The sequence below is a fragment of the Actinomycetota bacterium genome (assembly GCA_041658565.1).
Lineage (GTDB): Bacteria > Actinomycetota > AC-67 > AC-67 > AC-67 > JBAZZY01.
In genome coordinates, this window is record JBAZZY010000039.1 from 1 (window position 1) to 21190 (window position 21190).

The window sequence follows — 21190 nt, forward strand, 5'->3', positions numbered from 1 at the left end:
GGCGCGAAGTTCGTGAACGGCAAGTTGGTTGAACGAGAAGCAACGAAGGGGAAGGACGCCGCGTGATTCACGCTACGCGTTCCACAACATTTGACGATATCTCCTTTTGGCATCATCGCGAGTGGTGTCGTTCTGGCCAACAATCACGCTCCCGTCGACCGCTTTGCGCTCACGCTCGCGGCATACGGCGGGATCGCGTTCCTCGCTGTGCGGTGGTATCGGTTTGTGCTGCTGATGATCCTTGGCACTCTGCTTCTAATCACTCTGCTGGACTACCAGTCGGTGGAGCGCGTGATCGTCTGGACGTTGTCGGGGTTGTCGGTAACGTGCCTCGCGTGGTGGTTTGGCGTCCGATCGAGACAGGCAGCGCCACTGCTCGATCGGCCGGTCCGGCGGGACGGTGCCGGGTTCTGGCCCTCGGTGATCTGGACCGCCGCAGTTGTGTCCGGCTTGGCGCGAGGTCTCATCTGGCCTGGGTCTGCGGATGCCGGGTCGGAGGACATCCCCGGCGTGCTCGTAACGGCGGCCGTCTTTACAGTCGTTCCGATCTACGGGCTGCTCTTAGCGCGGCGCGCGATTCGTGACCGAAAGGAGCACCAGGAAGACCGGCAGATCGGCCGAGCGCCGGACTAGCGTGGCGGGAAGCCTAATTCGTCTAGCGGAGCCGGCCGCGAACTCACACGGCGAGCGTCGGCTCCAGCCGCGCGTCATGCGGCATGAATCTCTACGATCTCGGCCTCGCTGGAAGGCTCCGGCACGGGCAGGCCCTCTTGCCTGAGGCTATCGATGTGGAATTACCTCCCGGATGAGATCGAGCGTCTCTTGGCGCGTCTCCCCGGCGGCGATACAGCCGGGAAGATCCGAGACGTGGCCGCCCCGCCCCGACTCCCCGTGCTCAAGAACCACCACGTATCGCATCGCCTGCGTCAACCTGAGGTCATGGGCGTGCCGGGCGGCGCCGGCGGTTCATGGAAGCCATCAAGGAGCACTCGGTCTCCCAGTGGCTCAGGCAAGTCGAATGAGAACTTCGTCGGCGGGTAGCCCAGGCAGTTTTGGACCCCGTCCTTTGGTCTGACAGTGATCGTCACGATGACGGTTGTCGAGCCCCATTCGATCAGAGGTGGGTTGATCCGCCCATCGGCCGGCATACCGCCGGCACAGGCCATCTCTTCGACAAGGGCGTACACCCGGCGGCTGGCGCGATCGAGTGCGCCCTCGACCGCCCACGGGCTCGCCTCGCGTCCTCCTACCCAACCCTGCGGAAGGCATCGGCCTTGGGAACGGTCGAACTTCCACTCCGAACCGTCTCGCTCGAACGTGATCGAGCCGAATCCCTCCAACGTCTTGCCCACCGCGAACAACGCCGCACCGTCGGACGCCGACAGGAGCCGAAGTTCAGCGTCCGCATGGACGTCCACCTCCTGTCCGTGCTCCTGCAGGTACCGACGGACGAATGGCAGAGCTTCGTGCTCGTCCGCCGTCATCGGGGAAGCCGATAGAGCGGCTCGTGTGAACGGGAGACTATGTTCTCCTCGGCATGACAGTTGGCGCGTCGACCGCAGTCCCTGTTCCCCAGCAACCGAACCCGTCTGGGGGGAAACGCCCGTCCCGCATGCAGTCAATGAGAAGACAAGCACCGCGCTGCCGAGAGGAATCGCGCGTCGTAGCGATCTCCCCCTGGAAGGACGCATCACATCATCTTGCAGCATTCTCGATCCGGCCATCGTCACCCCTGTCCCTGGACTGATCCGTCACCTATCTCCCCGGCCGTTCCAGCGCTGCACATTCAGTTGCACGGCAATGGCGTCGGCCCCAGGTCTTGCTTGTGCCTCTTGGCTCTGATGGCGAGCACCTGGTAGCGCCCCTGCACCTTCCAGAAGGACTCTGGGGTCAGCAGGTGCTTGATCTTGTCAGACACTGGTATCTGCACCAAGCGGTCCAGGTCGAAGCCGTTCCGCTCCAGCGCCTCGAAATAGTCGCAGAATCGGTGGTCGTGCATGTCGGCTTCGGCGCGGAGGTCTACATCGGCCCTGCTGTCGATCTCATAGTCATCCCAGCACATGTCGGGATGTGTCACCGAAAAGATGAAGGCTCCTCCCGGTCTCAGCACGCGCGCGACATCTCTGAACACGGCACGCAGGTCTGCGATGTGCTTCAAGGCCTGCGCGCAATTGACCTTGTCGAACGACGCAGCCTCGAACGGCAGCGGCAGAGACAGATCGGCGTAACGGAACGACAACGCGGGGTGCTTGCGCGCGGCCACAGCGAGCATTCCGTCAGAGAAGTCGACGCCCATGACTGCAGCACCAGCGTTGTGGAACTCGATCGTGTACTTGCCGGTCCCGCACGCGGCATCGAGGATCGACTCACCCGGACGGGCATCGACGAGCCGAACAACTTCGTCGTGTTCCATCAGGATTTGGGGATTGCGCTCAGCGTCGTACTTTTCAGACCAGCGGTCGTACGCCATCCTTGTCTTGTTGCTCATGCTCTTCCTATTGGTCTGCATAACGACCTGGTACTCGATCCCTCGGTCGTTCGTGAGCAGTATGTCCGAAACCAGCCGACGCAGCGGTAGCCAGCAGTTCACCGTTCTTCATGCCGGTCCAACCCTGGGCTCGCACGGTCGTCACGTCGTGACCGATCAACTCCGCGGCCAGGTCGAGCGGCAGGTGCTCGTCAAGCAGGACGCGCACGAGGGAGTGTTTCCTCGAGGGCTTCCAAGACCGCCTCGACCTGTTCGCGACGCACGGACGGGAACTGCTGGAGGAAGCCCTCGACGCTGTAGTCGTCCTCGAGGTAATCGATCAGGTTGCGCAGGGGAACGCGGGTCCCGATGAACACGGGCGCTCCGCTCAGGATCTCGGGATCCGAGTGCACGACAGAATCCAGCGAACTCATCCATTCAGGTTACCGCCTGGCGGAGGCGGGGAACAGTCCTACCGGGGCTACGCGCGGTCGATCTGACTGCGACGGAACAGTGGTCGCAGTTCGAGGCCGATGGCTGCCAACGCCTCGGTGCCACCGGTCTCTCGGTCGATCACGCACAGCGCGTGCTCCACGGAAGCACCGAGCGCGCGGAGGGCGATGCAGGACTCGATGATCTGCCCGCCAGAGGTGACCACGTCTTCGACGATGCACAACAGGCGACCGGCCACGTCCAGACCCTCGACCAGCTGGCAGGTGCCATAGTCCTTGGCGGTCTTTCGAACGAAGATAGCAGGCAGCCCACTGCGCAGCGACAGCGCCGTGACCACCGGCACGCCGCCAAGCTCCAGTCCGGCGAGCGCATCAATCCCGGTAGGCACCAAGCCGCGCATGTGGTCAGCGATCGCGGCCAACAACACCGGGTCGGACTCGAAGCGGTACTTGTCGAAGTACTCGGTCGCTGTGACTCCGGAACGGAGCGTGAAGGAGCCGCGAAGGCGCGCGACCGCGTTGATGGACGAGGCGAGTTTGTCGAGATCCATATCGATCGAGGCTAGTCCGTTCAACGACTTGGCGGCTGAGCGGCGCGAGCGCCAGCGAGTGTCCGGTGCAACCGCGGGGTTAGACGGCAGACCGCGACTGGAGCCACTGCTTGAGCGATTCCTGGGACTCGCCGGAGGGGCGGCCCGCGAGCAAACCCTCGACGCTGATGTCTTCGTCGAGCAACGGCCAGTGAATGCCTTCGCCCCTCCCGATCAACTCCCACTCGGCGCGTTCGTTGGCCTTTCCGTGAGCCAACCGCGGATACCAAGCCAAGGGCACGGACACCGTGCGACCATCGACGAGGTCTACGACAAGGGAGTCCTCGGTTACAGAAATGCTGATCGCCTCTGCTCGACCGATCTCAATCCTCGAAGAACTCATCCCACCTCCTCAACAGCGATGCGGCTTCCGCTTCGATCAATGCCTCGATGCGACGCAATTCAACCCGCCCGAACCCGCCGCTACGCTCCAACCGTACTGGGTTCAGCCAGTACTTCGCCACCATCTTTTCACGCTGCACGTGGACGTGAGGCGGCTCTACGCTGTCACCCGAGTAGAAGAACACGCGATAGGGACCGCGTATCAGTATCGTCGGCATCCGGTAATCGTAACTGTCGCCACCGACAAGGCTCTTGGAGCACTAAAGAGTCGCATCGTTCCAGTCCTCGGGAACACCGGGTACCGGCCAATTCGCGCTCGGTCGCCAGGCCGACCAATCCTGGTGAAACGGCCAAGCCCGCACCTCGAGCCTCTTCGCCACACGAAGACCTTCTTCACGGATCTTCGCGGCTTCCTCGCGCGAGTACTTCCGAGCTTCAACGCTCCAGTCAAGCTCGTCGCTGTCCTTCCACGCCCACCCGGAAACCCGGGTGTGCAGCCGTAGCGCCCAGCCGGCTATTCGTTCGAGATTGCCTTCAGATCGAACGACGCCCAGCACCTGGCACCGGCAGTGTCCACGATCTCCCCCCCTGAGCCGTATCGAGTTCCAGGGTGGCAGCGGTCGATCCGTGGTCATCGTGAACCTGCCGCTCTTCGCATAGTCGCCGGGCGCACCACCGGAGCGGCGCAGCGCGATCTCAATTCGCCACGAAGTGGAAGACATTCGCCGCATGGTCAGAGCGTGGGCACCTTCGAAGCGCGTCGACGAATGGGAAACGTGGCCGACGGGAAGCGACAACCACGGCAGGGGCGACTTCAGAGGGAAGTTCCAGGATGCCCACGGCCCTCTTCCCTGGATTGGAAAGGTGAGGCTGATTTCGGTCATCGCGTAGTCCGTGGGACGCATGTTCCATGTGAAGTACCAGTTGGGCTGGCTGGTCGTGGGTGAGTTGAAGTAAGGGTAGAGGCGGTAGTAGGCCTCGCTCGATGCACCATCGCGGGGCTGTGAATCCGTTCCGAGGCCGGTGAAGACCCCGTCGGGAGAGGGGTAGTTCGTTCGGCCGTGCGCGGAATCCTCAAAGAACCCCGACCCCGAGGCGCTGTAAGAGCCCTCCCACGCGCTGGCCGGAATTCTCGGCACTCGAAGGAACCGCTCGCTTCGGGCCGAGCCGCTCGGCGCACCCGGCGCGGCCGCAGATGAGCCCCCACGTGAACTGGGCACTGCGGAATCCGACGGACAGGATCCCTCCGTTGAACACGAGGCACCAACCACTGGACCGGAGGACGACGGCAGCGCGCGCGGAGATCGGGGTGCGGCGGTGCAGGCGACCAAGGTGCTGAGCGCAAGGCCCGAGCAAACGACTCCCCGGCTGATCCGTCGCGCGCTGCCGGTCATCATCTTCCTTCGTCTCGCCCTAGACCGCTGCGGTCACCGGGCGAGACGCGGTCATTCGCGGGGGACCATCGGACCCGCGCCCGATGGACCCGATTCCGCAGGTGCAAATTGTTGAGGCGGTGACAAGGGCGTTGGAGGACGGCACGCACGTGAAATTTCGGTCGTACCATTGGCACCCCTTCACAATGCTTGTCCAGGTGTTGCTCCCTAACATCGCCGGACTCGAGTAGGGGAAGTCCTGGCTCATTCCGCTCTCCTGGTATCCAGCCGCGCATGTGGTCAGCGATCCCGGCCAACAACACCGGGTCGGACTCGAAGCGGTACTTGTCGAAGTACTTGGTCGCTGTGACTCCGGAGCGGAGCATGAAGGAGCCGCGAATGCGCGCGACCGCGTTGATGGACGAGGCGAGTTTGTCGAGATTCATATCGATCGAGGCTAGTCCGTCCAACGTCCTGGCGGCTGCGCAGCCGGACGCGCGCGAAGCGCGCGAGCAGTCTGCTCTAGCCGCAAGTTGGGCGGCTGCGCACAAATCATGACGATGCAGATCGGCTGTAGAGGCGGCGAGCGAGACCATCTCCACACACGAGCAGGATCAACCCGATCACGACCGAGGCAGAGAGGCGAATCACCCAGCCTGCCTCAAGATGGCCCGACTGGTCCCATAACACGTTGAACAGAGCAAGAGCCGACGTGACGCTGAGCCACAACCCGAGCGAACGCGCGAACACACCGAAGGCATCTCGTGGGGCCATAGTCATCCTTTCGTCTGGTCCGCCCAACGACTTGGCGGCTCACCCGCGCGAGCGTAGCGAGCGTCGGGTGCGGCCGCGAGTTGTACGGCCTCGCACCCGCGGGGCTCAACCCTCGGTTTCACACGCATCCGGCTGACCTACCTCGGCAACGTCGAAAGTCGGCATGCCCAGTGGATAGATCGTGACGGCTACCGAGCCGCCCACCGACGCGACGCGGGCAATCGTGGCCGGCTGCAAGATCGACCGGAAGTTCCGGGGCGTGTCGCCGCTGTCGTAGCCCACATCGAACATCCTGGACACACATCGATCCCAAACTGCGCGCGCCCCCGGCTTCATACACTCGACGAGACTGCACAGGTGATTGATTACCGAATCCGCATCGGTCGACATGCCGCCTGCAATCTCGACGCTCGCCTGAAACAACCCGCGCGACTCAGCCCGATACATCACCACGACCTCTTCGCCAAGGTCATCGAGAACAGGATCGAGCGGCTCGCGGCCCTCGAGCTCTAGATCCACGTTCAGGAAGTCGATTTCAGCCATCGGTCCGTTCAACTCCCATCTATGCGGACCTCGATATCGATCCGCTCGGACAGGATAGCGCGCGCGGCCTTGTTTTCGGTCCCACGCGAAGTCCCTGATGGCAGTGGGTTTGGACGACGCATTGGGGTGGCAGTTTGTTTGTTCTCCCGTCCGGGCGGTCGGGATAGCGACGGGCGATGAACGACCTCGACATGCGTGCCGCGAAACCGGAGCAGGGGCGGATCCAGCCGACGTAGGACTTCTGGGCGCGCGCGCTGGTCCGACCCGTCGTCGTTCCCACAAGTCTCCCCTGCCTGATTCGCGCGCGCCCACAAGGCGCGCGGCAAGGGATTGCCCCTCTCCGCGGCGAACCAGGTACGTGAACCAGATTGGGAGGGAGCCCCATGCGTTCTCGTTTGCCGCTTGCATTGACCGTGCTCGCACTTACCGTCGCCCCGTTGCCGGGGCGGGCCGCGCCGACGCTCGTAACCCAAGACCGGAGTGTCGAACCTGTCGTACTGACGGGGGCGCAGTTTCCGGCGTGGAGCGCCGGACCCGATCCGACTTTCCGGGAACCGCAGACTCCGACCGAGTACACGGTCTTCGACCAGCACCAGTATCTGGGGCCGCTTGCGAGCGACTGCTACAAGAGCAGCGAGCACCCCAACCCTTACGACTACTCCGACAACGGGGATCACAACTGCGTCCAGCCTTCGCGCATTCCGGCGAATCCCAACGTGGGAGCCGACGTCAACCGGATCCTCGGCTACCGGTGGGACTCGGCCGCTGAGGCGTTCGTACAGATTCCATTCCAGGTGGACGAGCGGTTCACTCGCTACCTGACGAACAACGCATCGGGGTTCGCGTTCTACTCGGGCGTGGATCAGGAAACGACCTACGCCTGGGACCGTGAGGGCTTCCGCTACACCTCGGACGATTTCATCGCCAACGACGGCAACCCCTGCCTTGCGAAGCCGGCTCCCGGCAGCGAGATCGGACCAAAGGGATTCGCAACGACGGCAGACCCGGTCAAGGGCTTGGACGACAACGACGAGTTGGCGTTCATGTGGTCCGACGCCGGAACGCAGGCGCCAGCCGGCACCGCCCTTCCGACCGGGATCGAGTCCGCAAACGAGGTCGCCGTCGCGGATCCGTCGAAACCCGAGAACGTCGCCTTCGCGTACGTGATGCTCGCCGCGCCCGATGGCCCGGCACCCGCGTACACCTCGGAGAACGGCTACGTCCGATACCAGCGCGACGCGAACGCGGACATGTTCGTGTACTCGCAGTCCTCCTACGACGGCTACGGCGCGGCTCCTAAGGGCCCGTACTGCAACCCGGACGGCTCCATCTCGACCACGGCACACGACAACGACTACACCTCCCCCGAGGGGATCGATCGTCCCGCGGAGTGGGTGATCGAGCAGCGGCGGCCGCTCGATACCGCGTGGATCAAGACTCCGCGCTATTGGTTCCGCTACGACGGACGATGGCTGATGACGCAGATCCGCGTCTCGCCGGACGACACCGGCCTGGATGCCGGCGGCAATGTTGGTCCCGACCTGATCGACCAGTGGAAGGCGCGCGCCTTCCAACAGCGCCCCGGTGGAACTACGCCGTGCTGCGGATACGAGGAGGAGGTCAACAACTGGGGCGGCTCGTCCATCTCGATGGGCGAGCGCTGGGGTCCGGTGCGCGCGATTCGCGCGGCATGGGGAGCCGACTCTTCGACCAACAACGTTCGCGTCGAAACCTTCTACCGCGACGAGTTTCGCCTGAGTGACGCCCTTCGGGTTCACGTGATGCCTCCCGCCGACGGCGTCTACATCCAGTGGGACTACAACGCGGGCAAGATGACCCGCTACTACAACCCCTTCGTGACCGAAGGCGTTGATGTCGACGGGAAGAACGACGAAGTGTTCGGCAACACCAACGTGCACATCGCCAACGACCGCGTCGAGATCCGCGACGACGACCCGATCCCCGTCGTCGGCCCGCAGCACCACACCGTGCCGCTCGCAGGGGGCTCCGACGACTGTGAGATCGGAGTCGACCCGGCATCCGGCGACGGCGTCTGCAACGACCTCGACTTCGCCGACCCCACATTCTCCGGTCCGACCGGGCCGCTCAACTGGGAGCAGGTCGGCGGTCCGTTCGGAACTCTGGTGACGCGTTGGTCGATCAAGCAGCACACGGCCGGCGATGCCTACACGCTGATCACTCAGCCTTACTACCGCGACGATTCCTGCTTCGACGACGGGACGGGATCGGATCCGGGGCCGCACCTGCGTTCGCGCGCGCCCGACGACGGCGCGTACGGGACCTACACCGACCCCTCGACAAGCGAGTCGCTCCCGCGCGTGTGCTGGACTCCCGAAGACGGAGACCCAGCGTCGAACCCGGCGGGCGCGCGCAAGTTCTGGCAGGGCGATATCGCGACCCACGGGATGCACATCCAGTTCATCGCGGACTCCGACAACGCCCAGATGCCGGTGCCGCTCACCGAGGTCGACTCCGAGCAGCGCATCGTCATTCTTCCGGGATTGCAGCTCAACGTCGGCGACCAATACGGCCGCCACGTAGAGTTCCCGCTGCAGGCGCTGGTTCGCCCCTACGTCTGATTAGGCGTACGGGGTTTCGGCGAGAAGCCGGTACCAAAGCCGGCCGGCCGCGCGCACCCGAAAGCGCGCGAACCCTGCCTCGGCGAGTTGCTCGCGCAACTCGCCGAGCGAGTAGGTGCGCTCGGGTGGAAACACTTTCGCGATAGGCCCGACGAAGAAGCCTGGCAGCAGATCGACCAGCAACAGGCGTCCGCCGGGCCGCAACACGCGCGCGCACTCGGCGAGGGCTGTTTCCCACGACCCGATGTGGTGCCACACGCCGAGAGACACCACGAGGTCGAACGTGCGGTCGGGGTACGCGAGCGCGGTGGCGTCGGCGCGCTCGACGCGCGCCCGTTCGTCGAAACGCTCAAGGCGCGCGCGCAACTGCTCCACCATCTCTTCGTCGTGGTCGGTCGCGACCAAGTTCCAACCAGGGAACCGGTCCAGGAACATCTCGGCGGCGTGCCCCATCCCCGAGCCGACCTCGAGCACGTCGGCGCGCGAGGGCAGGTCGCTGAACCCCAGGATCCAAGGCATCACAGTGCGCCGCACCAGTTCGCGCCACACCGCACTGCGGCAGAACTTCTTCTCGACCTCGGACATCTCCACTGACTCACACCTTCCCGAAGCGCCTCTGGCGACGACGGAACTCCTCGACGGCCTGCTGCAAATGCTCGGCAGCAAAGTCCGGCCACAGCACGTCGAGGAACACCAACTCCGCGTACGAGGCCTGCCAGAGCAAGTAGTTCGAGATCCTCTGCTCGCCGCCGGTGCGAACGAACAAGTCCACGTCGGGCAGTTCCGGGTCGTACAAAGCCCGCCCGAGCGCGCGCTCGTCGATGCGCGCGGGGTCGAGGTCGCCGCGCGCCGCGCGTGCGGCCAGCGCGCGCGCCGCATCCACGATCTCGGCACGGCCTCCGTAGTTGAACGCGACCGTGAGCGTCATACGCGTGTTGCGCTCGGTCATCTCGGTGGTCTCGTCGATCAGGCGCAGAATCCGCCGCGGCACACGCCGGTCGCGGCGGCCGATCCAGCGCATGCGCACGCCTTGGTCGTGGAACTGGTCGCGGCGGCGAAGCACGAACCGCTCGGTGTCGTTCAGCAGGAACCGGACTTCCGATGGCGGCCGCTTCCAGTTCTCAGTGGAGAAGGCATACAGCGTCAGGTTGGAAACGCCGAGATCCAGCGCGGCATCAACGGCGCGCGCCACCGCATCCTCTCCCGCCCTGTGTCCCTCGGTTCGCTCGAGTCCGCGGCGCGTCGCCCAGCGGCCGTTTCCATCCATGACGATGGCGACGTGCGCGGGCACGACTGCCTTCTTCGATCCGGCGCGCGCCATCATCGGGGAACGTGCGCCCACGCGCGCAACGGCCGGTTGAGGTGGTACTCAAGGTACGCGCGCACGAGGTTGCTCCCTTCCCTTCGCGCGGCCTCGTCCGAATCCGACGCCGTGTCGCCGAGCAGCGCCGCCAGGTACGGCACCGTGCCCTCCCCGACCGCGATCGTGCCGCCGCTGCGGCAGGCATCACACACCATGCCCCCTTGCTGGATCGAGAAACGGGAAACACGCGGACGTCCACACTCCGCGCAGGCGGCGAGCGCAGGCAGGAACCCGGCGAGCGCCGTGAGGCGCAGCAAGAACGAATCCGCGATCGTGCTCGGCTCGCCTTCAGGCTCCACGAGTCTGCGCAGGGATCCAAGCAGCAACATGAACATGCGCGTGTTGCGTTCGTTCTCGATAGTCGCGCGATCGGCCGCTTCCAAGATCATCTCGCCGGCCGCAAAGCGCGCGTAATCGTCGCGCAGGCGCCTGAACGACGTGATGATGTCGGCTTGGGTCACGATGTCGAGTTCCCGGCCCTTGTACAGCAGCAGGTCCACGTGCGTGAAGGGCTCCAGGCGCGCGCCGAAGCGGGACTTGGTCTTGCGCACGCCCTTGGCCACCGCGCGGATCTTTCCCGACCCCTGAGTGAGCACAGTCACGATCCGGTCGGCTTCGCCGAGTTTCATCGTGCGCAGGACGATGCCCTGCTCCTTGTACAACGCCATGATGTCCAATGGTACGGCCCCACGCACCCCTGCCGCGCGAAGGACCGCCGATTACATCAGTGGATCCGGACAGAACACCAGCGGACGAGACAGCGGCGCATCAGATTGGTTCAAGAACCGCTGGTAGAACTCGAAGACCGCAGGATCGATTTCTCCCTTCGAAGCAGGATGCGCATCGGGGTGATCGACGTCGGCCGTCACCAGCAGGCGGGGCGTGATGGTCAAGGGAACCTGGAGCATGTCGAGGCGAACCGGTCCGAACACCCTACGGCCGGCCCGGTCGAACAGGTCCGAACGGGCCGGAGACCAGAACAACTGCTCTCGCGGACACCATCGCACCGGCTCACCAAACCGACCGGACCGCACGAGGTAGGCGTGCAGCACCTCGCCGTCGCGCACAACGAAAACACGCTTCCCATCGAAGGTTCGCGCCGAAACCCCCTGGGGGATCTGCACGAGCGGCAAGTTCGTCGGGCCCGAAGGCAAGAACCGTGATCCCGCCAATACCCCGACGGCGATGGTCAGCGCGACGATCCGGATCATCTCAGTACCCGAGGAAGCGCTGAAGCGCGCGCGGGTCACGCTGCCACTCCTTGGCCACCTTCACCTGAAGCGACAGGAACACCTTCGTTCCCAGAATCCACTCGAGATCCTGGCGCGCGTGCGTTCCGATTCGCTTCAGCATCAAACCGCCCTTGCCGATGACCATCCCTTTCTGGGACTCGCGCTCGACAAACAGGATCGCCCGGATCTCCGTCACGCCGTCCGGACGCTCGATGACCTCTTCGGTCACGACGGCGATCGAGTGCGGGATCTCCTGGCGCGTCGCGTGCAACGCCTTCTCGCGGACGATCTCGGCAAGCAACACCTCGTGCGGTTGGTCGGTGATCATTCCGTCCGGGTAGAACTGTGGGCCTTCCACCAAAACGGACGAGAGGATGTCCTGCAGTTCGGGAACGTTGGTTCCCGCAACAGCCGAGACCGGGATGATCTCGCGCCAGTCGCCCAGCTCCGCGGCGGCCGTGAGTTGGGGAACGAGTTCCTCACGGCGCACGGCATCCATCTTGTTCACGACACAGATCGCCGGCGTCCCGGTCTTGATGATCTCGCGGGCTACGAACGCGTCGCCGGTACCGACGGGCTGAGTCGCGTCCAACATGAACACGACGGCGTCCACCTCTCGGATGGTCCGGCGAACAACCTCGTTGAGCTTCTCCCCGAGCAAGTTCTTCGGCTTGTGCAAGCCCGGTGTGTCCACGAAGACGATCTGCCAGTCGTCGCCGCTGAGAACTCCGCGAATCGCATTGCGGGTGGTTTGCGGACGCTTGGAAGTGATGGCGACCTTTCGCCCAAGGAACGCATTGAGCAGCGTCGACTTCCCCACGTTGGGACGGCCCGTCAGTGCGACGAAACCCGAGCGATAACCGCTCATTGATCGCCCAGGGTCGCCGGACCGTCGGCCTTGGTGATGAGAACCTTCGCGATCCGGCGCCCTTGGACCCGCTGCGCGCGGAACAGCAAACCCTGGAACTCGATCTCCTCACCCTGCGCCGGCAACTTGCCCAGCAGCCCGGCCATGAGTCCACCGACGGTGTCCCACTCGGTGCTCGGCAGTTCCACGTGGAGCAACTCCGACAGTTCGTCGATTTGGAGCCGGCCGTTTACCAGGAGTGTGCGTTCGTCGATCGGCTGAACCTGGGGCTCCTCTCGGTCGTACTCGTCGGCGATCTCCCCAACGATCTCCTCAAGGAGGTCCTCCAGCGTTACGAGCCCGGCGATGTCGCCGTACTCATCCACCACGATTGCCATATGCGTCTTCTTCTCTTGCATCTCTCGAAGAAGTTCCGCGACCTTCTTGGACTCGGGAACGAACATCGATTCGCGCAGCAAGTCCTTTAGCCGCGGCTTGAACTCACGTTTCCCGTTGGGCCGGCGCGCGCGATGCAGCTTGCGCATGATGTCCTTGGCGTACACCAAGCCGAGAATGTTGCGGGAATCCCCCGGTTCGAACACGGGCATGCGGCTGAGCCCGTGTTCGAGCATCAGGGTCAGGACGTCGTTCAGGTCCTGATCCGCATCCACGCCCACCATGTCCGGACGCGGAACCATGACCTCGCGCACGACGGTGTCCCCGAACTCGAAGATCGAGTGGATCATCTCCTTCTCGTCTTCTTCGATCGAGGCCTCGTCGGCGGCAACCTGGGCCATAGTGCGAATCTCGTCCTCGGTGACGAACGGCCCTCGGGCCAAACCCTTGCCCGGCGTCACGACGTTGGACACTCGAACAAGCATGCGCATCAAGGCCTGTACGCCGGGAACGCGCACCAGACGGTCGATGCCCGGAGCCACAAACAGCGCGACCTTCTCGGCGTTTTGGATCGCGTACGTCTTGGGGGCCGCCTCCGCGAGCACGAAGATGAGCAACGTCATCCCGAAGGTCGAGATGATCCAGCCGTAGTCCGAAGTCAGCCGGTCGGCCAGAAGGGTCGCCATCGCCGTTCCCCCGAGCTGCACGACCAACACCAGCAGCAGCACGATGTTGAGGAACCGCGGAGGATCTTCCAGCAACCGGGCGAGCCGCCGCGCGCCCCGACGTTCGTCCTCGACCATCTGCAGCACGCGGAAGCGACCGACGTGAGTGAGCGACGTCTCGGCCATCGCGAGGAACGCAGCCACAAGGATCGAGATCCCGATCCCGATGCTGAGGGTTATCTCGGCGCCGGTCACAGCGTGCGCTCCGACGATACGGCGGAAAGCACGCGGCGCTCGTTCGCGCGCATCGCGCGTTCCGACGCCGCGTCATCGTGATCCCAGCCCAGGACGTGCAAGATCCCGTGAACCAGCAACTGCGACATCTCGTCGTCCATCGAGTGCCCCAGCGCGGCAGCCTGGCGCGCGGCAACCGCGGGGCACACCACGATGTCACCCAGCACTAGTGGTCCGGGCATTGGGTCGTCCAGCGAGTCCATCGGGAACGACAACACATCGGTGGCCGCATGAACTCCAAGAGCCTGCTGCTTGAGTTCCGCCATTTGCTCCGGATCCACCAGCGTGACCGACAGACCTGCCGCGGCGGGAACACCTAGGAACTCCAGCGCGCGCGCGGCCGTTGTGCGAAGGCCCTCGGTATCGAGCGGGACGTCCTGCTCGTCCTCGACCACGACGCCGGAGTCGGGACTTCCGCTTGGGTCGCCGGGCTCGCTAATCATTTGCTCTCGTCAAAGCGCCGGTACGCCTCAACGATCTCCTGCACGATCTTGTGTCGCACCACGTCACGAGCCCCCAGGAACTCAAATGCCACGCCGTCGATATCGGTAAGAATTTCTCGCGCCGCGTTCAGCCCCGAATACTGCCCGGCCGGCAAGTCGATCTGCGTTACGTCGCCCGTCACGACGACCTTCGATCCGAAACCCAACCGTGTCAGGAACATCTTCATTTGCTCCGGCGTCGTGTTCTGCGCTTCGTCCAGGATAATGAACGCATCGTTCAGCGTACGGCCCCGCATGAACGCGAGCGGCGAAACCTCAATCGTGGCGCGCTGGATCAACTGCACGATGCGCTCAGGATCCATCATGTCGTAGAGGGCGTCGTACAGCGGACGCATGTACGGATCGACCTTCTCCAGCAACGTGCCCGGCAGGAACCCGAGGCGTTCGCCGGCCTCAACCGCCGGACGCGTCAGAATCACACGACTCACCTGTTTCTCGAGCAGCGCGCGCACGGCCATAGCCACCGCGAGGTACGTCTTCCCGGTTCCGGCAGGACCGATCCCGAACACGATCGTGTTGGCGCGAATCGCGTCCACGTAGCTCTTCTGGCCTGCGGTCTTTGGACGAATCGCCTTGCCCCGATGGATCAACGCCGCGTCGCCGAGGACCTCGGAAGGGCGCGCGTCGCCGGACTTAACCATGGCGATCGACCGCTCCAGACCTTCGACCGTGAGTACCTGTTGCCGGTCGAGCAGCGTGATGAGTTCCTCGAACAGGAAGGCCACGCGATCCGTCTCGGCCTTCTCCCCGTGGATGTGGATCTCGTTGCCGCGCACGAGAATCGTTGCCGCGAACGACGACTCGATCATCTTGAGGAGTTCGTCTCGCTGCCCCAGCAAGCTCACCATCTGGTGATGCCCAGGAACAAGGATCTTCACTTCGGTCGTACTTTGAGCCACTCGCACTCCTGAGCCCTGCGGCTCTGCCCGACTTCGGCCGGTCCACAATTAAGTATACCGACCCGAGCAGCCCTCACAGACGGGCCACCGGTCCCATGGGAGCGCCCCCGACTACGTGAAGATGCAGGTGAAAGACGGTTTGGCCGGCGTCGGGGCCAATGTTGAAGATCAACCTGTACCCGGATTCGCCGACCCCCTCCGCGAGCGCGACCTCACGGGCGGCGTCGATCATCTCCACGAGAAGGGCGCCGTGCTCGATCTCGATCGAGCGCACGTCGGCGACATGCCGTTTGGGCACTACGAGGACGTGCACGGGCGCGGAAGGGTGGATGTCCCGAAACGCGTACACGGCCTCTCGATCCAGCACCGGCGTACTCGGGATGTCTCCCGACACGATCTTGCAGAACAGACACTCGGAGTCCATCGTTCGTCCTCGATCTAAGCGCCGACGCCGGCGCGAACACCGAGTCTGGCGAGCCGGGCGATGAATTCGCCGGGCGTCTCGTCCAGGGCTGCGGCGAGGACGCGCACGTCTTCAGCGCGCACCGTAATGACGCGCGCGCCGAGATCTCCGCGAACCGTCTGGATCATCGCGAGGTACCGCGAGATCATCGAGGCATCAGATGTGGTGGAACGCTCCAAGCCCGCAAGGTCGATACACGCCGAGGTCGGGGCTGCAGCCGACACATCCGGCGCGCGCTCACCCGTCGGGGGAAGCAGATGCTCGATCGGCGCGCCGTAGAACCGCGCCAGCCCCTGCAACCGCGGAACCGATATCACGCGCTCGCCTCGTTCGTACGCGCCCAACACCGAAGCCTTGAATTCCTTGGCGGACCGGCGCTCCACTTCATGAAGCGACAGACCTTTTCGGAGTCGGATGCTTCGCAGCCGCTCCCCCACGCTCGACGCGTACTCCCGGTCCACGGTATGTCCCTTCGACGCGATTCGCCGAAATCCTACCGGGAGGAGCCGCCTGTCATCCCAACCGACCATACCGAGCCAGCACCAGCGCCGGCCCGATGATCGCGGCGGTCTCGGTTCGCAGAATCGAGGGACCCAGCCCGGCGACCAACGCACCCAGCCCGCGAAAGGTACCCACCTCTTCGCGATCAAGACCGCCCTCGGGACCAATGATTACCCCAATTTCGTCCGGCTCCCCCACCGGCAGCAATGCCCCGAGGCGGTCGGACGACTCCTCGTCCAGCACGACCGCGACCGCAGGCAACGCCGGCAGTTCCGCCGGGTCAACAATCTCGGGGAGCCAAACCCGCCGAGACTGCTTGGACGCCTCCCAAGCCACGGCGCGCAGCCGATCTCCGTGCGCTCGGCGCTTGTCTGGGTCCCATCGAACAATGCTGCGGGCGGCAAACCACGGGGCGATCCGGTCCACGCCCAACTCGGTGAGCTTTTGGACGACGAATTCGAGCTTGCCGTGCTTGCAGACCGCAGGAAAGACCGTCACGCGTGGATGCGGCCGAGGAACGGTGCGTCTTTCGAGAACTTCGGCACGCACTGCGCCGGGCCCGACATCCACAGTGCGCGCGCGCACAAACGACCCGGCTCCGTCGGCGACGGTGATCTCCTCTCCCGGACGGATCCGAAGGACGCGGGCCGCATGGCGCGCATCCTCGCCGCCGATGACGACCTCATCGCCGGCGACGGCGCGCGCGAAGAAGTGAGGCGCACTCACTAGCCACGCAAGGTGTCGCGCAGACGACGGAACAACCCGCCCTCGGCGGCAGCCACCGACTCTCCCCGCATTTCAGCAAGCTTCTCGACGAGTTCTCGCTGATCGGCCGCGAGGTGCTTAGGGATCTCGACACTTACATGAACGAGCAAGTCACCGCGGCCACGACCGTCCAGTCGCGTTGCGCCACGACCACGAATCCGCAACACCGTCCCGTGCGAGGTTCCGGCCGGAACGCGCAAGGTTTCCTCGCCGTCGAGCGTCGGCACCGGGATCTCGGCACCGAGCACCACTTGAGTCAACGGAACCACGAGGTCGCACACCAGATCGTCGCCGTCGCGCTCGAATATCTCGTGCGGCGCGACGCGGATTCGCACATACAAATCGCCGTCGGGCCCGCCGCGCACCCCCGTCTCGCCCTTTCCGCGCACGCGCAGGGTCGTACCGTCCGCGACTCCCCCGGGAATCTCGACGACTTCCTCCCGCACCTCGGCAGCACGCCCCTGTCCACCACAGTGCGCACACGGAACCGAGGGCGCGTCACCGGACCCAGAGCACTGCGGGCACGGGCGTGCCGACATCACCGTGCCCAGGATCGTCTGACGCGACGAGCGAATCTCACCCTGACCGCCGCAGCGACCGCAGCGAGCGCGGTAAGTCCCCGGTTCGCACCCATCGCCGCTGCACCGCGCGCACCGAGCGAGGGCCTCGATGGAGATTGCACGCCGGGTACCGAACACGGCCTCCTGAAGCGTCAGCGAAACACCGACACCGATGTCTTGACCCGCTACGGCCGAGGAAGGCGTGCGGGCGCGCGCCCGTCCAAAAGGTGAACCGCCGAAGAACGCCTCCATCACGTCGCCCAGGTCTCCGAACCCTCCAAACGCCCCACTCGCGTTCGAATCACCAAACGCGTCGTAGCGCCTGCGCTTCTCGGGATCGGAAAGCACGTCGTAGGCCTCGGCAACCTGCTTGAAGCGCTCCTCTGCGTGTGGATCGTTGGGGTTTGCGTCGGGGTGAGAACTGCGGGCGAGCGCGCGGTATGCACGCTTGACGTCCTCCGCGGCAGCGTCCCTAGGCACCCCCAAAATGGCGTAATAATCGGGCATGAACTAAGTCCGCGGCTCGTGCGTGCCGAGCGCGCCCTCTAGCGCCCGCGCGACCGCGTTTGCCGTCGCAATGACCCGTCCGTATTCCATCCGAGTCGGCCCGATCACGCCGACCGATCCCCGATCGGCACCGGGAAGTCCGAACTCGGCGACGACGATCGAGCAGGAGCGGAAGTCCTCCGATGGAACCTCCGACCCGATTCGCACCGTGACGGGCGCAGACTCGAGCGAAGATGCCAGCAGCTCCAGAAGCGCGGTCTGCCGCTCGATGGCTTCGTAGAGCCGGTGAAGCGTCTCGCGCTCGAAATCCTGCTCTGAAGCCAGGTTTGCAACGCCTCCGACCACAACGTGCTCATCGGATTCCTGAAGCGCACGCAGGGCCGCGCACAACGACTCCATGAACGCGCGCTCCGACTGCGGTCCCGTGCGCGCGCGCGTCGCGACATCGGCGATCGCGTCGTCCAGAGTCACACCTCGCAGATCCGCGCACAGCGGATCGGCCATCCGCTCGATATCGGTGTCCCGCAACGGGGCCTCGATCGGGATCACCCGCTGCTCGACCCGACCGTTCTCAGCGATCAACACGACCATGGCAAGGCGAGACGCCGTCGAGAAGATCTCTACCCGCCGCAACCGACTGGGCCGGGCACGCCGCGAAAGCACCGCGGCGGCGTGATGCGTGAACCGCGAGAGCACATCGCCGGCTCGGCGGGCAAGTTCATCCGTTCCGCCGGCTTCGCCCGTGATCTCACTCTCAAGCGCATGGCGCCGGCCTTCAGCCAAGCGCGGGGGCGTCTTGATCTCGTCCACCAGGAAGCGATACCCCGCGTCGGTCGGAACCCGCCCGGCGCTGGTATGCGGTTGAACGAGGTAACCCATCTCTTCCAGGTGGGCCATCTCGTTGCGAACCGTGGCGGCGGAGACCTGCAGGTGCGAGCGGTCCACGAGATGCTTGGACCCGATGGGTTCCCCCGTTCGGATGTACTCGCGAACGACCGCACGCAGGATCTCTGCCTGGCGCTCTACCAGCGTTTCAGGCATGAACAGATGCTAGCAGTCTGGGATGGCGAGTGCTAAGGCCGACTCTTCTACCGGACCACGAATCGGTCGATCGCGACTGCGGTTCCCGACGACGCAGAGCGCTTCTGCCCCAGCACGAGCACAACAAGCGTATGCGCGCCGTCCGCAAGACCGCGGATACTTCGGCGCCGAACGATCGACGATGAGTAGTACGTGTCGGTGTCCATGACCGCCTTGCCGTCGACGTAGATGCGAGCCTTCCCGCGATTGCGTCCGAGGACCATGTAGACGTCGATCCCGGTGCCGTCGAACCGGAAGGCCGCACGCTCTCCGGCAACATCGCTCACGGCATACCGGCCACCCGAAGCAATCGATGTCGACACGAAGGCCCAGCCGTATTGGAGGGCCGGCGTCACATCCCGTCCCGTCGACGAGGAGGAGATGGCATCGACGGACACCCACGTCCCTCTTCCGGCGCTGGAACCCTTCTTGCCGGTCACGACGATCGTGAGCCGGTGGCTTCCGCTCCTAAGTCCGGACAACCTGCGTCCGATCCGGTAGCGCGCGCTCGAGGAGTACTGGTTGAAACTCCCCTTGTAGACACCATCCACGTACACCTTCGCCCAGCCCTGATCCGGCCCAAGAACCGTGTACCAAATCACGGCGGAACCGCTGAATGCGTAGTTGATGCGGGCATTCGCCAGATGTGTCGTCCGGTAACTGCCGCCGTACGCAGACGACGACCCCCGATTCAACCACGTGTATGAAGTGCCGAACCCGGTTTCCTCCTGGGCGACCGAGACGACCCCGGAGGCTGAAGATCCAGGCACCTCGGCATCCACCGAGTTCGTAATCATCGAGGCTGCACCTTCGGGGTTGATCTGTGCCGTATACAGCCGACCCGCGACCAGAACAGAGGTGGGGCGCAACACCGCCGAACGGACGCTGTCTGCCGTACACGGGACCGCCGCCGAGGTGCCGTCCGCACACGTCACGGATCCCGAGTAGTTCGCAGTAGTCCCGGCGCGACGCAACACGAAGTTGGAAGTAGTGACCCCGGAAACGTCTTCGTCGAATTCGACGGTGACGACGCCGTTCAACGTGGTCGGCAAGGTAATCGTCGCCTCGGTGGCCGGTTCGACCGTGAAGCAATCGCAGGTCCCAACCCCGCCGTCGGGGTTAGTGAGCGTGATCGTGCGCGCGCCGACGGCGGCAACCGCCCCAATGTCGATGTTCACCGTAACCTGAGTTGCAGAGTCCCAGGTCACATCATTCACCGTGACGCCCGAACCCGAGAACCCAACCGTCGGAGCATCCACGAATCCGGCGCCCGTGAGCACCACATCTTGGCCGGTCGCTCCGCGTCCGTATCCGGTCGGTGAAGCGCTCGTCAGCGAGGGAGCAGCAGTGACGGTGAAGCAGCCGGTGCAAGTTCCAACTCCACCGTCGGGGTTGGTGAGCGTGATCGTGCGCGCGCCAAGCGTGGCCGCCGCGTCGATGTCGATGTTCACAGTGACTTCTGTGAGTGAGCCGTAGGCCACAGACTTGACGGTGATCCCGGAACCAAAATCGACCGCCGGCTCGTCCAGGAAGGAGGTTCCCGTCAGAACCACGTCCAAACCCGAGGCTCCCTGTCCGCCGGACAAAGGATCGGCGCCGGTAACCGTCGGCGCGGAATCCACAGTGAAGCAGTCCGTGCAAGTTCCAACTCCACCGTCGGGGTTCGTCAGAGTGATCGAACGCAACCCAGCGGCGGCGTCCGCATCGAGGTCGATGTTCACCGTGACCTTGATTGCGGAGTTGTACGCCACCGAGTTCACCTGGATGCCCGTCCCAAATGAAACCGTCGGCACATCGACGAAGCCGGTGCCGGACAACTCGATGATCTGGCCGGTAGCTCCTTGCGGCTTCGAGTTCGGCGTAACACCGGCAAGCGTCGGGGAAGGGGTGACGGTGAAGCAACCGGTGCACGTCGCAGGCGTTGCGCCGTCGGGGTTGGTGACCGTGATCGTGCGCGCACTTGCCGTCGCGTCG

General features: G+C 64.5%; 27 protein-coding genes. 3 read left to right on the plus strand and 24 right to left on the minus strand.

All coding sequences use genetic code 11. The features are described 5' to 3' along the window. Positions 1-90: 90 nt before the first annotated feature. Complete coding sequence (locus WDA27_13750) at positions 91-633, plus strand: hypothetical protein (protein ID MFA5891992.1); 543 nt, start codon at positions 91-93, stop codon at positions 631-633. A 293-nt stretch (positions 634-926) separates the two neighbouring features. Here the strand turns inward: WDA27_13750 and WDA27_13755 are convergent, their stop codons facing one another. The 8 genes from WDA27_13755 to WDA27_13790 all read right to left on the minus strand — a co-directional run bounded on the left by WDA27_13755 (position 927) and on the right by WDA27_13790 (position 4990). Beyond that, entirely contained in the window at positions 927-1484 is a 558-nt protein-coding gene (locus WDA27_13755) for a hypothetical protein (GenBank protein ID MFA5891993.1), read from the minus strand. A gap of 302 nt (positions 1485-1786) precedes the next feature. Beyond that, positions 1787-2488 (minus strand): methyltransferase domain-containing protein, encoded by a 702-nt coding sequence (locus WDA27_13760; protein ID MFA5891994.1) that lies wholly within the window; start codon positions 2486-2488, stop codon positions 1787-1789. 7 nt (positions 2489-2495) lie between these two features. Continuing rightward, positions 2496-2696, minus strand: coding sequence for a DUF5615 family PIN-like protein (locus WDA27_13765; protein ID MFA5891995.1), 201 nt, complete (start codon positions 2694-2696; stop codon positions 2496-2498). Continuing rightward, on the minus strand, positions 2680-2901 hold the full coding sequence (locus WDA27_13770) for a DUF433 domain-containing protein (protein MFA5891996.1): 222 nt from the start codon (positions 2899-2901) through the stop codon (positions 2680-2682). Before WDA27_13770 ends, WDA27_13765 begins: the two co-directional genes overlap by 17 nt. Positions 2902-2948: 47 nt before the next feature. Continuing rightward, positions 2949-3470: a phosphoribosyltransferase family protein gene (locus tag WDA27_13775; GenBank protein ID MFA5891997.1), complete on the minus strand. Its 522-nt coding sequence runs from the start codon at positions 3468-3470 to the stop codon at positions 2949-2951. A 79-nt stretch (positions 3471-3549) separates the two neighbouring features. Then, the gene (locus WDA27_13780; protein ID MFA5891998.1) at positions 3550-3852 is read right to left on the minus strand and encodes a DUF2442 domain-containing protein; all 303 of its coding nucleotides are present in this window, start codon (positions 3850-3852) and stop codon (positions 3550-3552) included. Next, positions 3833-4069 (minus strand): DUF4160 domain-containing protein, encoded by a 237-nt coding sequence (locus WDA27_13785; protein MFA5891999.1) that lies wholly within the window; start codon positions 4067-4069, stop codon positions 3833-3835. The genes WDA27_13780 and WDA27_13785 overlap by 20 nt, the downstream gene beginning before the upstream one ends. 42 nt (positions 4070-4111) lie before the next feature. After that, positions 4112-4990, minus strand: coding sequence for a hypothetical protein (locus WDA27_13790; protein ID MFA5892000.1), 879 nt, complete (start codon positions 4988-4990; stop codon positions 4112-4114). Positions 4991-5518: 528 nt separating this feature from the next. Between WDA27_13790 and WDA27_13795 the strand changes: the two genes are divergently transcribed. Beyond that, entirely contained in the window at positions 5519-5782 is a 264-nt protein-coding gene (locus tag WDA27_13795; GenBank protein MFA5892001.1) for a hypothetical protein, read from the plus strand. On the opposite strand, the gene WDA27_13800 is transcribed toward WDA27_13795, so the two are convergent. Continuing rightward, entirely contained in the window at positions 5777-5998 is a 222-nt protein-coding gene (locus WDA27_13800; protein MFA5892002.1) for a hypothetical protein, read from the minus strand. The two genes, WDA27_13795 and WDA27_13800, sit on opposite strands and share 6 nt — an antisense overlap. A gap of 105 nt (positions 5999-6103) precedes the next feature. Then, on the minus strand, positions 6104-6541 hold the full coding sequence (locus tag WDA27_13805) for a hypothetical protein (GenBank protein ID MFA5892003.1): 438 nt from the start codon (positions 6539-6541) through the stop codon (positions 6104-6106). 383 nt (positions 6542-6924) lie between these two features. On the opposite strand from WDA27_13805, the gene WDA27_13810 reads away from it, so the two are divergent. After that, positions 6925-9141 carry a hypothetical protein gene (locus WDA27_13810; GenBank protein ID MFA5892004.1) on the plus strand — a complete coding sequence of 739 codons (2217 nt, stop codon included), beginning with the start codon at positions 6925-6927 and terminating at the stop codon, positions 9139-9141. Here WDA27_13810 and WDA27_13815 read toward each other — a convergent pair whose 3' ends face one another. The 14 genes from WDA27_13815 to WDA27_13880 form a co-directional block, all read right to left on the minus strand. Beyond that, a complete protein-coding gene (locus WDA27_13815) occupies positions 9142-9726 on the minus strand; it encodes a class I SAM-dependent methyltransferase (protein MFA5892005.1) in 585 nt (194 codons plus the stop codon). A 10-nt stretch (positions 9727-9736) separates the two neighbouring features. Next, on the minus strand, positions 9737-10483 hold the full coding sequence (gene uppS, locus WDA27_13820; protein ID MFA5892006.1) for a polyprenyl diphosphate synthase: 747 nt from the start codon (positions 10481-10483) through the stop codon (positions 9737-9739). Further along, complete coding sequence (gene recO / locus WDA27_13825) at positions 10462-11172, minus strand: DNA repair protein RecO (protein ID MFA5892007.1); 711 nt, start codon at positions 11170-11172, stop codon at positions 10462-10464. Before recO ends, uppS begins: the two co-directional genes overlap by 22 nt. Positions 11173-11223: 51 nt before the next feature. Beyond that, the gene (locus tag WDA27_13830; protein ID MFA5892008.1) at positions 11224-11754 is read right to left on the minus strand and encodes a hypothetical protein; all 531 of its coding nucleotides are present in this window, start codon (positions 11752-11754) and stop codon (positions 11224-11226) included. Then, complete coding sequence (era, locus tag WDA27_13835; protein ID MFA5892009.1) at positions 11717-12604, minus strand: GTPase Era; 888 nt, start codon at positions 12602-12604, stop codon at positions 11717-11719. Before era ends, WDA27_13830 begins: the two co-directional genes overlap by 38 nt. Continuing rightward, on the minus strand, positions 12601-13899 hold the full coding sequence (locus tag WDA27_13840; protein ID MFA5892010.1) for a hemolysin family protein: 1299 nt from the start codon (positions 13897-13899) through the stop codon (positions 12601-12603). Before WDA27_13840 ends, era begins: the two co-directional genes overlap by 4 nt. Further along, positions 13896-14381 carry an rRNA maturation RNase YbeY gene (gene ybeY / locus WDA27_13845; protein MFA5892011.1) on the minus strand — a complete coding sequence of 162 codons (486 nt, stop codon included), beginning with the start codon at positions 14379-14381 and terminating at the stop codon, positions 13896-13898. The genes WDA27_13840 and ybeY overlap by 4 nt, the downstream gene beginning before the upstream one ends. Beyond that, a complete protein-coding gene (locus tag WDA27_13850) occupies positions 14378-15289 on the minus strand; it encodes a PhoH family protein (protein MFA5892012.1) in 912 nt (303 codons plus the stop codon). The genes ybeY and WDA27_13850 overlap by 4 nt, the downstream gene beginning before the upstream one ends. Before the next feature lie 124 nt (positions 15290-15413). Then, positions 15414-15764 carry a histidine triad nucleotide-binding protein gene (locus WDA27_13855; protein MFA5892013.1) on the minus strand — a complete coding sequence of 117 codons (351 nt, stop codon included), beginning with the start codon at positions 15762-15764 and terminating at the stop codon, positions 15414-15416. A gap of 14 nt (positions 15765-15778) precedes the next feature. Then, the gene (locus tag WDA27_13860) at positions 15779-16264 is read right to left on the minus strand and encodes a transcriptional regulator (GenBank protein ID MFA5892014.1); all 486 of its coding nucleotides are present in this window, start codon (positions 16262-16264) and stop codon (positions 15779-15781) included. Positions 16265-16316: 52 nt separating this feature from the next. Beyond that, the gene (locus tag WDA27_13865) at positions 16317-17030 is read right to left on the minus strand and encodes an RsmE family RNA methyltransferase (protein MFA5892015.1); all 714 of its coding nucleotides are present in this window, start codon (positions 17028-17030) and stop codon (positions 16317-16319) included. Next, complete coding sequence (gene dnaJ / locus WDA27_13870; protein ID MFA5892016.1) at positions 17030-18136, minus strand: molecular chaperone DnaJ; 1107 nt, start codon at positions 18134-18136, stop codon at positions 17030-17032. The genes WDA27_13865 and dnaJ overlap by 1 nt, the downstream gene beginning before the upstream one ends. A 3-nt stretch (positions 18137-18139) precedes the next feature. Beyond that, positions 18140-19177: a heat-inducible transcriptional repressor HrcA gene (gene hrcA / locus WDA27_13875; protein ID MFA5892017.1), complete on the minus strand. Its 1038-nt coding sequence runs from the start codon at positions 19175-19177 to the stop codon at positions 18140-18142. Between the two features lie 47 nt (positions 19178-19224). Then, positions 19225-21190: hypothetical protein (locus WDA27_13880; protein ID MFA5892018.1), on the minus strand; the 1966-nt coding region annotated here is incomplete at its 5' end.